12 protein-coding genes are annotated in these 14,940 nt (G+C 63.7%); 5 read left to right on the top strand and 7 right to left on the bottom strand.

All coding sequences use genetic code 11. From position 1 onward, the window contains the following. Window positions 1-8: 8 nt before the first annotated feature. On the top strand, window positions 9-779 hold the full coding sequence (gene radC, locus C8N34_RS09430; RefSeq protein WP_054301352.1) for a RadC family protein: 771 nt from the start codon (window positions 9-11) through the stop codon (window positions 777-779). On the opposite strand, the gene C8N34_RS09435 is transcribed toward radC, so the two are convergent. From C8N34_RS09435 to secA, 3 genes are all read right to left on the bottom strand, one after another. Beyond that, the gene (locus C8N34_RS09435) at window positions 751-2,274 is read right to left on the bottom strand and encodes a phosphate ABC transporter substrate-binding/OmpA family protein (protein ID WP_108128691.1); all 1,524 of its coding nucleotides are present in this window, start codon (window positions 2,272-2,274) and stop codon (window positions 751-753) included. The genes radC and C8N34_RS09435 overlap by 29 nt on opposite strands. Window positions 2,275-2,288: 14 nt before the next feature. After that, window positions 2,289-3,254, bottom strand: a complete 966-nt coding sequence (locus C8N34_RS09440; RefSeq protein WP_108128692.1) for a hypothetical protein — start codon at window positions 3,252-3,254, stop codon at window positions 2,289-2,291. 103 nt (window positions 3,255-3,357) lie between these two features. Further along, window positions 3,358-6,069 carry a preprotein translocase subunit SecA gene (secA, locus tag C8N34_RS09445; RefSeq protein WP_054301355.1) on the bottom strand — a complete coding sequence of 904 codons (2,712 nt, stop codon included), beginning with the start codon at window positions 6,067-6,069 and terminating at the stop codon, window positions 3,358-3,360. Window positions 6,070-6,258: 189 nt separating this feature from the next. Between secA and C8N34_RS09450 the strand changes: the two genes are divergently transcribed. From C8N34_RS09450 to C8N34_RS26335, 4 genes are all read left to right on the top strand, one after another. Beyond that, complete coding sequence (locus tag C8N34_RS09450; RefSeq protein WP_108128693.1) at window positions 6,259-7,104, top strand: peptidylprolyl isomerase; 846 nt, start codon at window positions 6,259-6,261, stop codon at window positions 7,102-7,104. 19 nt (window positions 7,105-7,123) lie between these two features. Continuing rightward, window positions 7,124-8,521, top strand: coding sequence for a bifunctional glutamate N-acetyltransferase/amino-acid acetyltransferase ArgJ (gene argJ / locus C8N34_RS09455; RefSeq protein ID WP_108128694.1), 1,398 nt, complete (start codon window positions 7,124-7,126; stop codon window positions 8,519-8,521). An 81-nt stretch (window positions 8,522-8,602) separates the two neighbouring features. Next, window positions 8,603-9,001 (top strand): 8-oxo-dGTP diphosphatase MutT, encoded by a 399-nt coding sequence (mutT, locus tag C8N34_RS09460; protein WP_054301358.1) that lies wholly within the window; start codon window positions 8,603-8,605, stop codon window positions 8,999-9,001. Between the two features lie 108 nt (window positions 9,002-9,109). Continuing rightward, window positions 9,110-9,247, top strand: a complete 138-nt coding sequence (locus C8N34_RS26335) for a hypothetical protein (protein ID WP_054301359.1) — start codon at window positions 9,110-9,112, stop codon at window positions 9,245-9,247. Window positions 9,248-9,313: 66 nt separating this feature from the next. Here C8N34_RS26335 and infB read toward each other — a convergent pair whose 3' ends face one another. Genes infB through rimP form a run of 4 tightly spaced genes read right to left on the bottom strand, consistent with a single transcriptional unit; the run spans window position 9,314 to window position 14,836 of the window. Continuing rightward, on the bottom strand, window positions 9,314-11,932 hold the full coding sequence (gene infB, locus C8N34_RS09465) for a translation initiation factor IF-2 (RefSeq protein WP_108128695.1): 2,619 nt from the start codon (window positions 11,930-11,932) through the stop codon (window positions 9,314-9,316). Beyond that, window positions 11,929-12,576 carry an RNA-binding protein gene (locus tag C8N34_RS09470; RefSeq protein ID WP_108128696.1) on the bottom strand — a complete coding sequence of 216 codons (648 nt, stop codon included), beginning with the start codon at window positions 12,574-12,576 and terminating at the stop codon, window positions 11,929-11,931. Before C8N34_RS09470 ends, infB begins: the two co-directional genes overlap by 4 nt. Window positions 12,577-12,590: 14 nt before the next feature. After that, window positions 12,591-14,207, bottom strand: a complete 1,617-nt coding sequence (nusA, locus tag C8N34_RS09475) for a transcription termination factor NusA (protein ID WP_054301362.1) — start codon at window positions 14,205-14,207, stop codon at window positions 12,591-12,593. A gap of 17 nt (window positions 14,208-14,224) precedes the next feature. After that, on the bottom strand, window positions 14,225-14,836 hold the full coding sequence (gene rimP, locus C8N34_RS09480) for a ribosome maturation factor RimP (protein ID WP_054301444.1): 612 nt from the start codon (window positions 14,834-14,836) through the stop codon (window positions 14,225-14,227). Between the last annotated feature and the right edge of the window lie 104 nt (window positions 14,837-14,940).

The following is a 14,940-nucleotide window of genomic DNA, read 5'->3' on the forward strand; positions in this document are numbered from 1 at the left end:
CTGGCGGCATGACCAGATCACGCGCCTTCGCCGAAGCTCCCCTGCCCCTTTTCGCCCCGTCAGGCGACGAGGATGAGGCGACAGGTGCGGCCCTGCCGGGGCGCTTGCCCTCGTATATTGCCGACCACCGCAAACGCCTGCGCGCACGGTTCATGGAGGGCGGCGCCACCGCCCTGCCGGATTACGAATTGCTGGAACTTCTGCTGTTTCGTGCCATCCCCCGGCAGGATGTGAAGCCGCTGGCCCGGCTGCTGATGGAAACCTTCGGCGATTTCAACCGCGTGATTGCCGCCCCGGTGCCGCGTCTTCTGGCGGTGAAAGGGGTGGGAGAGGCGGTGGTGCAGGAATTGAAGATCGTTGAGGCGGCGGCGCAGCGCATGGCGCGGGCGAAGGTGATGCACCGGCCGGTGCTGTCAAGCTGGGACGCGCTGCTGGATTATTGTCACACCACCATGGCGCATCGGGAAACCGAGCAATTCCGTATCCTGTTTCTGGATCGCAAGAATGTGCTGATCGCGGATGAGGAGCAGGCACGCGGCACGGTGGATCATGTGCCGGTCTACCCCCGCGAAGTGGTGAAACGGGCGCTGGAACTGAATGCCAGCGCACTGATTCTGGTGCACAATCACCCTTCCGGCGACCCGACACCCTCGGATTCAGACATACAAATGACCATGCAGATCCGCGACGCGGCCGAGGTGCTGGGCCTTGTTTTGCACGATCATCTGATCATCGGGAAAGAGCGGGAGCTCAGTTTCCGGTCTCAGGGCTATCTGTGAACACCGGGCGCAACCAGACCTCCACCCGCCGGTTGGCGCGGCGCCCGGCGGCCGTGGTGTCGCAGGCCATGGGCAGCGCCTCGCCAAACGCTTCGACCTCTGGCAGGCGTGCAGGATCGGTGCCGCCCGGCAATGTCGCAGACAGCGCGGTCAGCACACCGATGGCCCGGCTTTCCGACAGCCGCATATTGGCCGCGCCATCGCCCGAACCATCAGAGAATCCCGCGAGGATCAGCCTGTTTCCACGAAAGGCATCAACCTCGATCAGGCGCGCCAGCAGGCGCAGGTTTTCGCGCGAGCGCGCATCCAGCGTCGCGGACCCATCCTCGAACCGGAAGGTCAGCGACGACCGGCTGGCGCCCGCCATGGCATCGGCCAGACGTTTCAGCTCGGCCAGCGGCACATCACCCCCTGCCCCCTTGATCGCGTTCAGCAGGCGCAGCCCGTCCGCAGTCAGCGGCACGCTTTCCGGGGCGCGGTCGATATATCCAGCCCCGGCCACGGCAGTTTCGGCTGCCGGATGGTCGAGGAAATCCAGAAACTCCCGTGCGAACAGCGGCAGGCGGCGGCGCGGCGTCAGGAGGCTGATGGCAAAGGTCAGAGGATAATCCCCCGCCTTCACCAGTGCCCGGTCCGCCAGCAGCGGAAAGCCGCAGCTGTCGGTCAGCGGCAATGCCCGTGCGGCGCCGCGCTGCGCCTGCCCGGTGATCGCCAGCGCCCAGGGGTCACGCGCCACTGCCTCGGCCAGTGCCTCGGGCGTGTCATGGATCACGACCGCAGGCACATCACGCCCCAGACGCGCCACCAAAGCCTGCTGCACCGACGTATCCTTTGCCAGCGCATGCAGCGCCAGCGGCATGTCAGGCCCGCCCAGCGCCTGCCAGTTGCGAATTTCGCCCGACAGCGCCTGCGCCAGATCGGGGGTCGAGATCCGGGGCAGCCGGTTGTCGCGCGCGACAATCGGGACCAGCGCATCCAGCGCCATGGCCCGTGCGCCGAAACCCTTGTCGGCGGTTGCCGAAACCGCAAGCTCTGCCGCGCCGGACAACAGTGCCGCCCGCGCCTCCTCCGGCGAGGACGGGATGAAGGTGATGCGCGCCAGCACCTGATCGGTTCCGGTTTCCGACAAAGCCGCGATGAAACCGGCGTCCTGCGGTTCCAGCTTCAGAGCCAGCCCGCGCGTTTTCGCATAAGCGGCCAGCAGCGGCGGCAAAAGCGCCTTGCCCGGCGCCTCGGCCCCGGTGATGCGCAGAACAGCAAGTGTTGCGGTCAGGTCGGGGCAACCCGGTCCGTCACAGATCACGCCTTCGCCATCCACCGTCAGCATGCCGAACCGGGTTTCGACCCGGTAAAACTCGCCGTCAAAGCCCATCAGCGTGCCGTCGATCGACAAAGACCCGTCGCGCGCGGTCAGGGTGACATCCTGCGCCTGTGCCGCCTGTCCGCAAAACGAGAGCGCGGCGAAAACCGCCGCGCACCAAAGCATCAAACGCATATCGGGCCTTCAAGTTACCTTGTGGCGAGTTTCGTCCCGGACACGAGGTTTTTCAATACCAGAATATCGCCCTTCGCTGCGCAGTCCGGCATGGCCAGTGTCAGTTCAGAGCTGTCGCTTTGTCCGCCGAACGACGCCACAGTTTCGCCCAGCAGTTCGCGTCCGCAGGTCGCATCGGTAACAGCGGCCTCAACCACCACATCCGGCATCCCGTTGGCCGGGAAGGTGTAAACCTCGGCCAGCATCGCCAGATCGACCGAATCGTCCCCCAGAAGGGACAGGAACCCGCCGGTCAGCGGTTTGCCCGGCACCGGCGTGTGCGGCGCATTGGCCGAAACATGGCCGGGCTGGCCATAATCGGCCCCGTTTTCAAACGCCTGCAACTGGAACGCATCGGCATCGAGCCATTGCACCGCGAACCGGCGCAGCCCCGCGACCTCGGGCATCGGGCGGGTTGCCTCGACCCGGGTGCCATCCGCCAGCTTGACTGTCACGGTGCCATCCGTCGTCATCGCGGGCAGATCAAGAAACAGCGCCCCGGTGGTAGAGGTCTTTCCGGTGACGGCCAGCCCGCCCTGTTTGATGACAACGCGCGCGTCCGGCTGGCAGGGGGCCAGCAGGGTCAGGCCCAGCATGGCATGGTCCTTGGCCGCGAGATCCAGCGTCACGGGGCAGGCCTCGGCCTGTGTCGGGGCAGTATCCTGCGGCATGGCGGGTGGCGCAATCTTCGCGGGGGTGCTGTCCGGCTGTGGCGTCAGCATTGGCGCAGCGGGCACCTCGGCAGCGGGCCGCGTCAGGATGATCGGGGCCGGGTCGGATTCGGCAGCCAGCGGCACCACGCTGGTCGATTTCACCTTCACGGCGGCCTCCCGTTGCGCGGCCAGTTTCTCTTCCGCAGCACGGTTCTGCACGAAATGACCAGCGCCCAGCCCGACAGCCAGCAGCGCGGCGGCAAGTGCGATTCGACGTTTCATGTCCATCGGAAGGCTCCCGAGTTTTTGTCCCGGTCAGGACTAGTCAGGAAACCGGGCCATTCCGTGGCGAAAGCGGGGAATGTTTCCAGCAGCGCGCCGGTGGGCCGCCTCAGACGAGGCGACCGTGGCAATGCTTGAACTTCTCACCCGAACCGCAGGGGCATGGGTCATTGCGCGACGGGTTGCCCCAAGTCGAGGGGTCGGCCTCGTCAAAGCCAGCGGCTGCGATATGTTCCACCGCCTCATGGCTACCCGAAGCCGCCGCCGCGTCGGCGGCGTCCTGCGCGGCCTGCTGCTGCGCCAGATATTGCGCCATCATCTGCTGCTGTTCTTCCTGCGTCACCGGCCGGATCAGAGCGAGCTTCTGAGTCACATCCTGACGCAGCCCGTCCAGCATGGTTTCAAACAGGGCAAAAGCCTCGGTCTTGTATTCCGACAGCGGGTCACGCTGGGCATAGCCACGGAAGCCCACGACCGAGCGCAGATGTTCCAGCCGCAGCAGGTGTTCGCGCCACTTGCCGTCGATGGTTTGCAACAGAAGCTGCTTTTCGATGTTGCGCATGGTTTCCGGCCCGAAGCTTTCCAGCTTCTCGGCCATCATGGCATCCGAGGCTTTCTCCAGCCGTTCGCGGATCACATCCTGGTCGACGCCCTCTTCCTTCGCCCAGTCGATCACCTGAACGTCCAGCGCCATCTTTTCCAGCAGCGCCGCATAAAGGCCGGTCGTGTTCCACTGTTCAGGATAGGTCTTGGCCGGCATGAACTGTTCGACCAGATCGTCGATGACCTGATAGCGCATGTCCTGCGCGATTTCCGACAGATCCTCGGCCTGCATGATCTCCAGCCGCTGACCGAAGATCACCTTGCGCTGGTCGTTCATCACGTCGTCGAACTTCAGCAGCTGCTTGCGGACATCGAAGTTGCGGCCCTCGACCTTTGCCTGCGCGCGTTCCAGCGACTTGTTGACCCAGGGGTGAACGATGGCCTCGCCTTCCTTCATCCCCAGTTTCGACAGCACGCTGTCCAGCCGTTCCGAGCCGAAAATCCGCATCAGATCGTCTTCCAGTGACAGGAAGAAAACCGAGCGGCCGGGGTCGCCCTGACGGCCCGAACGGCCGCGCAACTGATTGTCGATGCGGCGGCTTTCATGGCGTTCGGTGCCCAGAACGAACAAGCCGCCCGCCTCGATCACCTTCTGCTTTTCTGCGGCATGTTCCGCCTCGACCTTGGCGCGCACTTCGTCCGGGTGCAGATGCGGGTCGGCGGTGATGGCCTGCATCACCTTCATTTCGACATTGCCACCCAGCTGGATGTCAGTACCGCGCCCGGCCATGTTGGTGGCGATGGTCACCGCGCCGAAGCGCCCTGCATCCGCCACGATCTGCGCTTCCTGTTCGTGCTGCCGCGCGTTCAGCACATTATGTGGCACACCGGCCTGTTTCAGCAGGTCGGACAGGAATTCCGATTTCTCAATCGAGGTAGTACCGACAAGGATCGGCTGGCCCTTTTCATGCGCCTCGCCGATGGCCTTGACCACACCTTCGTATTTCTCGCGCGCGGTGCGATAGACCTGATCGTGTTCGTCCTTCCGCGCGACCGGACGGTTGGTCGGCACTTCGACCACACCAAGCTTGTAGATTTCCATGAATTCTTCCGCCTCGGTCTGGGCGGTGCCGGTCATTCCCGACAGCTTGTTGTAGAGACGGAAGTAATTCTGGAAGGTCACGGAAGCGAGCGTCACGTTCTCGGGCTGGATCTGCACCGCTTCTTTGGCTTCGATGGCCTGATGCAGCCCGTCGGACAGGCGGCGGCCCCGCATCATCCGGCCGGTAAATTCGTCGATCAGCACAACCTCGCCGTCGCGCACGATGTAATTCTGATCACGGTGGAACAGCTTGTGGGCGCGCAGGGCCTGGTTGATGTGATGCACCAGAGACGTGCTTTCGGGGTCGTAAAGCGTCTGGCCTTCGGGCAGCAAACCGGACTGGCGCAGACGGCTTTCGATGAACTCGTTACCCTCTTCGGTATAGGTCGCGTTGCGGCCTTTTTCGTCCAGCTTGAAATGCGCCTCAGTCAGTTCGGGCATCAGCGCATCGACGCGGGTGTAGAGGTCGCTGCGGTCCTGGCTCGGGCCTGAAATGATCAGCGGCGTGCGCGCTTCGTCGATGAGGATCGAGTCGACCTCGTCCACGATGGCGAAGAAATGGCCGCGCTGCATCATCTCATCGATGCTGCCCTTCATGTTGTCACGAAGGTAATCAAAGCCCAGCTCGTTGTTCGTCGCATAGGTGATGTCGGCGCGATAGGCCGCGTGTTTCTCGGCCTCGGGCTGATAGGGGTAGACCACGCCGCAGGTCAGGCCAAGCTGGGCAAAGACCTTGCCCATCCATTCAGAGTCGCGCTTGGCCAGATAGTCGTTCACCGTGACGACATGAACGCCCTTGCCCGCCAGCGCGTTCAGATAGGCCGGGAAAGTCGCCATCAGCGTCTTGCCCTCGCCGGTCTTCATCTCGGCGATATTGCCCTGATGCAGGAAGATCCCTGCCTTCAACTGCACGTCGAAGGCCCGGAGGCCCAGCGCGCGGCGCGCGCCTTCACGGCAGTTGGCGAAGGCTTCGGGCAGGATGCTGTCAAGGCTTTCGCCCTTGTTCTGCACGCGGTCCTGAAGGGCGCGGGTGCGCGCGATCAGATCCTCGTCGCTCAGCGCCTGAAACTCCGGCTCCAGCGCGTTGATCCTGGCGACCATCGGGCGAACCGATTTGACCTTGCGGTCATTGGGCGTGCCAAAAACCTTCCGCGCGAGCGTTCCGAGACCAAGCATGTTTTCTCCGGTGTCCGGTTGCTGACAGAAACGTGCGAGACGGGGGCCTTGCCCGCCTCACCCAGCTTTCATAGAAGAACCCGGAAAGGCGCGGAAGGTGCCCCGTCTCGCGCGACCTTCGCGGATGTAAGGGGGCGGAAGCGCCAAGTCAACGTGGCGCGGCACGCGCCCCGATCAGGAGACGGTGATATGGCGAAAATAACAACGATCCTTGGGGCGTTTGCGCTGACGGTGGCCCTCGCCGCCCCGGCCCTCGCGGCCGACCCCACTGCCGAAACCGTTGTGGCCGATGTGAATGGCACCCCGGTGACGCTGGGGCAGATGATCGCCATGCGCGCCTCGCTGCCGCCGCAATATCAGGCGCTGCCCGATGACGTCCTGTTTAAGGGGATCCTGGATCAGCTTGTGCAACAGACACTTCTGGCACAATCGGTGGAAAAGAACCTGTCGAAGCGCGACCAGATCACGCTGGAAAATGAACGCCGTGGCCAGATCTCGGCCATCGCGCTGCAACAGGTGGTGACAGCGGCCGTGACCAATGCCGCACTGCAAGCCGCCTATGACGCCAAATACAAGGACTTCAAGCCCGGCACCGAATATCACGCCGCGCATATCCTCGTGGACAGCGAGGAGAAGGCCAAGGAAATCAAGGCACAGATCGAGGGCGGCGTCGATTTCGCCGATGCGGCCAAGACCCACGGCACCGACGGCACCGCCGCCAATGGCGGGGATCTGGGCTGGTTCGGCCCCGGTATGATGGTCAAACCCTTCGAGGATGCAGTTGTGGCGATGAAGCCGGGTGAATTGGTCGGTCCGGTGAAAACCGATTTCGGCTGGCACCTGATCAAGCTGGTCGAAACGCGTCCTTCCGCCGCGCCCGCGCTGGACGATGTGCGCGACGAGCTTGCAGCCGAGATCGAGAAAACCGCGATCACCGATCACCTCGCCGCGCTGGAGAAGGATGCGAAGGTCGAGAAACCGGGCGAAGGGATTGACCCGGCCGTCCTGAAAGACGAGAGCTTGTTGGACAAGTAATCTCTGCCGGAGTTGCGCCATGAGCAAGACCGACTGGAAGGCCGAAGCCAAGGCCCTCAAGAAGAAGCTGAAGAAGAAGGTCGCCACCCTCACGGCGCAACTGGAAGAGGCGGCAGAAACCGCCAAAGACCGCGCCGAGGATTTGGCCGAAGCTGCGGTCGCTGCGGTGAAGAAGGCTGCCAAGCCGGTGTCGCCGCTGGCCCCTGCGGCCTTCCCGGTGCTGCCGGTCATCAAGGGTGCGGCCTTTTCCGCAGTCGGCGCCGGGATCAAGTATCAGAACCGCCGCGACGTGATGCTGGTCAGCCTGTGCCCCGGCACCACCGTCGCGGGGGTGTTCACCCGCTCCTCCACCCGCTCGGGCTGCGTGCGCGACTGCCAGGAGAAACTGGCGATGAAGGCACCGGCCGATGCCGGCGCCGCCATCGTGGTGAACTCGGGCAATTCCAATGCCTTCACCGGCAAGATCGGGGACAAGGCGGTGGCCGAGGTCACCGGCAGCGCCGCCGCGGCACTGGGGCTGCCCGCCAGCCGGGTGTATTCCTCCTCCACCGGCGTGATCGGTGAACCCCTGCCCTTCGAGAAAATCACCGCCGTCATGCCCGCGCTGGTCGAGGGCCTGACGGAAGAGGCGATCCAGTCGGCTGCCGAAGCCATTATGACCACCGACACCTTCCCCAAGGGGGCCAGCGCCGTGATCGAAGGCGAAGGTGGTCCGATTCATATCTCGGGCATCGCCAAGGGGTCGGGCATGATCGCGCCGGATATGGCGACGATGCTGGTCTATATCTTCACCGATGCGAAGATCAGTGCCGCCAACCTGCAAAAGATGCTGTCGCGGAATGTGGACGAGACCTTCAACTCGATCACCGTCGACAGCGACACCTCCACTTCGGACACGCTGCTCCTCTGCGCCACCGGCCAGAGCGCAGCGGCAGAAGTCAAGGCCACCGGACCCGTCGCCAAGGCCTTCGAGGCCGCGCTGCGCAGTGTGATGATGGATCTGGCGCATCAGGTTGTGAAGGATGGTGAAGGCGCCACAAAATTTGTGGAAATCCGGGTCACCGGCGCCGCCTCGGCCGAAGATGCGCTTCGCATCGGCAAGTCCATCGCCGACAGCCCGCTGGTCAAGACCGCGCTGGCCGGACAAGATCCGAACTGGGGTCGTATCGTCGCCGCTATCGGCAAATCCGGCGCTGCAGCAGACCGCGACAAGCTGCGTATCACCTTCGGCGATCTGATTGTCGCCGAAAAAGGCTGGCGCAACCCCGACTACCGTGAGGAAGACGGCGCCGCCTATTTCCGCCGTTCGGAACTGGTGATCGGTGTCGATCTGGGGATGGGCCGGGCCAAACGCTCGATCTGGACCTGCGACCTGACCAGCCGTTACATCGAGATCAACGCGGATTACCGCTCCTGATTTCATCTGTTCATAAATATCCCACAGGGGGTCCGGGGGACGCGAAGTCCCCCGGCACCTGCCAGAAGCGGAACATCTGCCATGAAGATTCTTCTCGTCGCCGCCGTGGCGCTGATTGACGCTGACGGTCGCGTGCTGCTGGCGCAACGCCCCGAGGGCAAATCTCTGGCCGGGCTGTGGGAGTTTCCGGGCGGCAAAGTTGAATCCGGCGAATCACCCGAGGCCTGCCTGATCCGCGAGTTGAAGGAAGAGCTGGGCATCGACACCTGGAAAAGCTGCCTCGCGCCGCTGACCTTCGCCAGCCACGCCTATGAGGATTTCCACCTGCTGATGCCGCTTTTCGCCTGCCGGCGCTGGGAAGGCATTCCCACCGGCCGCGAAGGGCAGCGAATCGCCTGGGTGCGGGCACAGGCACTGAAGGATTACCCGATGCCGCCCGCCGATATTCCACTCATCCCGATCTTGCGCGATTGGCTTTAATTTTTTGCAGGCAACGAGAATTTTGCCTCTTTTGTGAAATTTTCTTAGTAGCGGGTTAACCACTTCCCCCGTATTCTTTACCCGTTCTGGCTGAATTTGGGGGGAGAGATGCTGAGAACGATCGCCTTGGGTTCGTGTGTATCCGTGCAGGGAATTGTGGTCGGCTCGACGCAGGACGGAAAGCTGATGGTGCGGGTCGATGACAAGACCTTCGTTGGCTATCCGGTGTCCGGTGCGCGCAACTGAGACAACCGATGAAAAAGCAAAAGGCCGGGCAGTTTGCCCGGCCTTTTGCTTTGCGCGCCACTGACCTCAGGCCAGCGAGCGCTGCACTTCCTCGCGTTCGAATATCTCGATGACATCGCCCGCCCGGATATCCTCGTAGCGTTCGAAGGCCATGCCACATTCCTGACCGGACTGCACTTCCTTGACCTCGTCCTTGAAGCGCTTGAGCGTTTTGAGCGTGCCTTCGTGGATGACCACGTTGTCGCGCAGCAGGCGCACACCAGCCGAACGGCGCGCAACGCCCTCGGTGACGATACAACCCGCCACATTGCCCGCGCCGGTGATGCGGAAGACTTCCTTGATCTGCGCGTAACCGATGAAGTTTTCGCGCACTTCGGCCTTCAGCAGCCCCGAGGCTGCCGACTTGATGTCGTCGATCAGGTCATAGATGATCGAGTAGTAGCGGATTTCCACGCCCTTCTGCTGCGCCGCGTTGCGCGCGGTCGCATTCGCCCGGACGTTGAAGCCGATGATCGGCGCGTTCGAGGCTTCGGCCAGACCCACATCGGTATCGGTGATCGCACCCACACCATAGTGCAGCACGCGCACGCGCACCTCGTCGTTGCCGATCTTTTCCAGCGCCTGAACGATGGCCTCGGCAGAACCTTGCACATCGGCTTTCACCAGCACCGGCAGTTCCGCCACATCGGCATCGGCCTTCGCCTTCGCCATGAGCTGTTCCAGCGTGGTCGCGGCACCGGCAGCGGCGCGTTTGTCCTTGGCGGCCTGTTCGCGGTAATCCGCGATCTCGCGCGCCTGCGCCTCGGTCGACACCACGTTCAGCACGTCACCGGCTTCGGGCGTGCCGTTCAGGCCCAGCACCTCGACCGGAACCGACGGTCCGGCTTCGGTGACGGTTTCGCCCTTGTCGTTGATCAGCGCACGAACCTTGCCCCACTTCTCGCCCACGACGAAGATGTCGCCGCGTTTCAGCGTGCCGTTCTGCACCAGAACGGTGGCAACCGGGCCGCGACCGACATCCAGCTTGGCCTCGATCACCGCGCCCATGGCGGGGCGATTCGGGTTGGCCTTCAGTTCAAGGATCTCGGCCTGCAGAGCGATGGCTTCCAGCAGGTCATTCAGGCCCTTGCCAGTCTTGGCAGAAACCTCGACATCCTGCACGTCGCCCGACATCGCCTCGACCACCACTTCGTGCTGAAGCAGGTCGGTGCGCACCTTCTGCGGGTTGGCATCCGGCTTGTCGCATTTGTTGATCGCGACGATCATCGGCACCTTCGCCGCCTTGGCGTGGGCGATGGCTTCAATCGTCTGCGGCATCACGGCATCATCGGCCGCGACCACCAGGATCACGATATCCGTCACCTGCGCGCCACGGGCCCGCATCGACGTGAAGGCCGCGTGACCGGGCGTATCGAGGAATGAGACCAGCGAACCATTCGGCGTCTTCACCTGATAGGCACCGATGTGCTGGGTGATGCCACCGGCCTCGCCCGACACGACGTTGGCCTTGCGGATCGCATCCAGCAGCGAGGTTTTGCCGTGGTCGACGTGACCCATGATGGTCACGATCGGCGGACGCGATTCCAGATCCTCGGCCTTGTCTTCGACGGTGTCGATGACCTGTTCCACATCGGAATCCGACACGCGCACGGCGCGATGACCGAAATCCTCGATGATGATTTCGGCGGTATCGGCGTCGATGGTCTGGTTCATGTTGACCATCATGCCCATCTTCATCAGCGCCTTGACCACGTCGGCGGCGCGTTCCGCCATCCGGTTGGCCAGTTCGCTGACAACGATGGTTTCAGGCAGCTGCACGTCGCGGGCCTGCTTTTCGGCCTTCTGACCGAATCCCATGGCCTTGTTGCGGGCCTTTTCCTGCTTGCGCTTCATCGCGGCGAGCGAGCGGGTGCGCCCGCCCTCGCCATCCAGCGCGGCAGTCAGGGTCAGCTTGCCGGAACGGCGGCCATCATCGCCCTTGCCCTTGGCACCACGGTCCCGATCACGCTCTTCGCGTTCGCGGTCAGTCTTGCGCGGGCTGACAGTCGTTGCGGGCTGTTTGGCAGCGCCGCGTGCTTCTTCCTCGGTCGCAGGGGCAGCCGGGGCGGCCTCACGCGATTTCGCGGCAGGCTTGGCGGCTTCGGCTGCGGCACGCGCTTCTTCCTGCTCGCGCTGGATCTGCGCACGCGACTTGGTGCCAAGAATATCAGCCTTGCGCTGCGCGGCAGCGGCAGCCTTGGCCTCCGCCTCGGCACGCGCCTGACGCTCTTCTTCTTCCTGACGGGCCTTGATGGCCGCTTCGCGCTCGCGCTCTTCGCGCTCCTTCGCCTCGATTTCCTCGCGGCGGCGCTGACGATCTTCCTCGCGCTGACGCTCTTCCTCGGCGCGGCGCGCGGTATCCTCGGCCTCACGGGCCTTGGCGGCGCGCAGCGCAGCCAGGCGCCGTTCCATCTCGGCGTCGGAGATCCCGGCGGGGCGCTTCGACGGATCGCCCAGATGCGAGGCCGAGCCGCCACCTGCGGCACCGCCTGCGGTGCCGGGCTTCGGCACCACCACGCGCTTGCGCTTGGTCTCCACCACCACGGTGTTGGTCCGGCCGTGGCTGAAGCTCTGCTTCACCTGACCCGGGCGCTTGCCAGCGCCGCCACCAAGCCCGAGGGGTTTTTTACCGTCCGTATCGCTCATACCGTCTTCGTATCCTCTCCGGCGGTCTCGCCGCCGTCATGCTGGCCTGCGACTCCACCCCGGAGCCCTGCCAGCCTTGCCGCTTCCTCTACAACACGGTCGCTGAGTCCACCAGCCGCAAGCGCGCCGTGTATGGCACTTTCGCGGCCAAAAGCCAAACCGATTTCCTGTCCGGTCAGGCAGCCGATGAACAGCCCCGTCTTCGCGGGCGGGCGGAGCTTCGATTTGCCCCGTTCCGACCCGTCACTGGCCTGGATCAGCACGGTCGCCGTGCCATCCACAAGCCAGCCCTTCACCTTCTCGTACCCGGTCACCGCCAGCCCCGCCTTGCGGGCGAGGCTCAACAGTTCGACCACGCGCTTCGCCAGCATCGCCTCAATGAGGTCCGCCAGCGCCGGGGGCGGCGTAACCCTGGTCCGCGCCGCACGCGAGAACAGGCCCTTTGCCGCCGCACGGTCCAGCGCCTCGCGGGTGGAAGTCACCCAGAAGCCCCGGCCCGGCAGCTTGCCCAGCAGATCGGGCACCACGTCGCCATCCGGCCCCGCGACGAAACGGATCAACCCGGCCGTCGGCCCGGAGTCACCCGAAACGATGCATCGCCGTTCCGGGCCGTCCCTGTCGTCCTTGCGGCCGCCGCGCGTCATGGGAAACCCGAGGCTCAGGCCTCGGCCTCCTCGGCGTCGCCCTCTTCGTCTTCAGCCTCGGCCGCTGCCAGTTCGGTCGGGTCGACCCAGCCCAGCATGACGCGCGCCGTCATGATCAGGGTCTGCGCTTCTTCCAGCGAGACCTCGAACTTCTCAAGCACGCCGTCATCTTTCTTGCGCTGGCCGTTTTCGGTCGTCCAGCCGCCAGCCAGTTCCCAATCGGCGCAGGTGGCGAAATCTTCCAGCGTCTTGATGCCGTCCTTCGCCAGCGCCTCGATCATCTGGGGTGTCAGCCCCTCGAAGTTGAACAGGCTGTCATCAACGCCCAGTGCACGGGCATTCTCGATGGCCTTGCGGTTCTGTTCCTCGATGTAATCGCGGGCGCGGGCTTGCAGTTCCTCGGCGGTGCCTTCATCGAAACCGTCGATGGACAGAAGCTCGTCCTGATCGACATAGGCCACTTCTTCCAGATTGGTGAAGCCTTCCGCCACCAGAAGCTGGGCCATCATCTCGTCGATATCAAGGGTATCCATGAAGAGTTTCGTACGCTCGGCGAATTCGGCCTGACGACGCGCCGATTCCTCGGCCTCAGTCATGATGTCGATGTCCAGCCCGGTCAGCTGCGAGGCCAGACGCACGTTCTGACCGCGGCGACCGATGGCCAGCGAAAGCTGTTCGTCCGGCACCACGACCTCGATCTTGCCTGCCTCCTCGTCGAACACGACCTTGCTGACCTCGGCAGGTTGCAGCGCGTTCACGAGGAAGGTGGCGGTATCGCCGTTCCAGGGAATGATGTCGATCTTTTCGCCCTGAAGCTCGTTCACCACGGCCTGCACACGGCTGCCGCGCATACCGACGCAGGCACCCACAGGGTCAATGGAGTTGTCATAGCTGATCACGGCGATCTTGGCGCGCGAACCCGGGTCACGGGCGACGGCCTTGATCTCGATGATGCCATCATAGATTTCCGGCACTTCCATCTTGAACAGTTCCGCCATGAACTGCGGATCGGTGCGCGACAGGAAGACCTGCGGGCCACGGGTCTCGCGGCGCACATCCTTGACGTAGCAGCGGATACGGTCATTCGGGCGATAGCTTTCGCGGCCGATCTTCTCGTTCCGGCGCAGGATGCCTTCGCCCCGCCCAATATCGACGATCAGATTGCCATATTCCTCGCGCTTCACCACACCGTTGATGATGGTGCCCTTGCGATCCTTGAATTCGTCATACTGACGGTCACGCTCGGCCTCGCGCACCTTTTGCAGGATAACCTGCTTGGCACTTTGCGCGGCGATACGGCCCAGATCCACGGGCGGAACCTCGTCGATCACCTCGTCCCCGACCTGCGGGTCTTTCAGATAGGTTTTGGCCTGCTTGACGGTCAGCTGGGCGTGGTGATTCTCGTATTCCTCGTCCGGCACCACGGTGCGGATGCGGGCAAAGGTGGCGCGGCCCGTCTTGCGGTCGATCTTGACGCGGATGTCCAGTTCGGCGCCGTAACGCGATTTGGCGGCACGGGCGAGGGATTCCTCCATCGCCTGAATCACCAGATCCGGGTCGATCATCTTTTCGCGCGCCACCGCCTCGGCGGTTTGCAGAAGCTCCAGCTGGTTCGCAGACGTAATCGCCATGATGTCCTCTTGGCCTGTCAGTGTTTCGTCGCGGGGGTTTCGAGGTCGTCGTCCTCATCCCCTTCGGTTTCTTCGATCTCGTCGAACTTCGATTCGTCGATGACGCCGGCTTCCTTGCGCTGGCGCAGAACCTCGGCGATCAGTTCGTCGGTCAGCAGAAGCTTGGCATCCGACAGCCAGTCGAATTGCAGCCCGATGGTCAGCGTCTCGCCGCCTTCCTCGATCTCGATCAGTACCTCGTCGCCTTCAGTGCCTTGCAGCACACCCTTGAAGCGACGACGGCCATCAATCAACTCGGTCGTTTCCAGCCGCGCCTCGTAATCGACCCACATGTCGAAGTCCTTCAGGCGGGTCAGCGGGCGGTCGATGCCGGGGGACGAGACCTCAAGCACATAATTGTCCTCGATCGGGTCTTCGACGTCCAGCAGGGCCGAAACGGCGGTGGAGACGGCGGCACATTCGTCCACCTCGATCCCGCCATCCGGGCGGTCCACCATGATTTGCAGGGTCCGCGTCTTGCCGCCCATCAGGCGGATGCGCACCAGTTCGAATCCCAGCCCTTCGATGACCGGGCCGACAATGTCGGCCAGTCGGCGGTCGATGGCGGTCTTGGCGATGAGATCGGTCATCCGGGTTCCAAAAAGCAAAAAACGGGCTCGAGCGGCCCGTTTACATCTTTCGATGGGCCGACGGTTTGGACCCGTCAGCGCCGCTGTTGAGAGCCATATAGGCC

The organism is Gemmobacter caeni (assembly GCF_003054195.1).
In the GTDB taxonomy this organism is placed as follows: domain Bacteria; phylum Pseudomonadota; class Alphaproteobacteria; order Rhodobacterales; family Rhodobacteraceae; genus Gemmobacter; species Gemmobacter caeni.

What these genes read in the sequence shown, in the direction of transcription:
- radC (WP_054301352.1), top strand. Translation starts at nt 9, where the DNA reads ATGACCAGATCACGCGCCTTCGCCGAAGCTCCCCTGCCCCTTTTCGCC.
- C8N34_RS09435 (WP_108128691.1), bottom strand. Translation starts at nt 2,274, where the DNA reads ATGCGTTTGATGCTTTGGTGCGCGGCGGTTTTCGCCGCGCTCTCGTTT.
- C8N34_RS09440 (WP_108128692.1), bottom strand. Translation starts at nt 3,254, where the DNA reads ATGGACATGAAACGTCGAATCGCACTTGCCGCCGCGCTGCTGGCTGTC.
- secA (WP_054301355.1), bottom strand. Translation starts at nt 6,069, where the DNA reads ATGCTTGGTCTCGGAACGCTCGCGCGGAAGGTTTTTGGCACGCCCAAT.
- C8N34_RS09450 (WP_108128693.1), top strand. Translation starts at nt 6,259, where the DNA reads ATGGCGAAAATAACAACGATCCTTGGGGCGTTTGCGCTGACGGTGGCC.
- argJ (WP_108128694.1), top strand. Translation starts at nt 7,124, where the DNA reads ATGAGCAAGACCGACTGGAAGGCCGAAGCCAAGGCCCTCAAGAAGAAG.
- mutT (WP_054301358.1), top strand. Translation starts at nt 8,603, where the DNA reads ATGAAGATTCTTCTCGTCGCCGCCGTGGCGCTGATTGACGCTGACGGT.
- C8N34_RS26335 (WP_054301359.1), top strand. Translation starts at nt 9,110, where the DNA reads ATGCTGAGAACGATCGCCTTGGGTTCGTGTGTATCCGTGCAGGGAATT.
- infB (WP_108128695.1), bottom strand. Translation starts at nt 11,932, where the DNA reads ATGAGCGATACGGACGGTAAAAAACCCCTCGGGCTTGGTGGCGGCGCT.
- C8N34_RS09470 (WP_108128696.1), bottom strand. Translation starts at nt 12,576, where the DNA reads ATGACGCGCGGCGGCCGCAAGGACGACAGGGACGGCCCGGAACGGCGA.
- nusA (WP_054301362.1), bottom strand. Translation starts at nt 14,207, where the DNA reads ATGGCGATTACGTCTGCGAACCAGCTGGAGCTTCTGCAAACCGCCGAG.
- rimP (WP_054301444.1), bottom strand. Translation starts at nt 14,836, where the DNA reads ATGACCGATCTCATCGCCAAGACCGCCATCGACCGCCGACTGGCCGAC.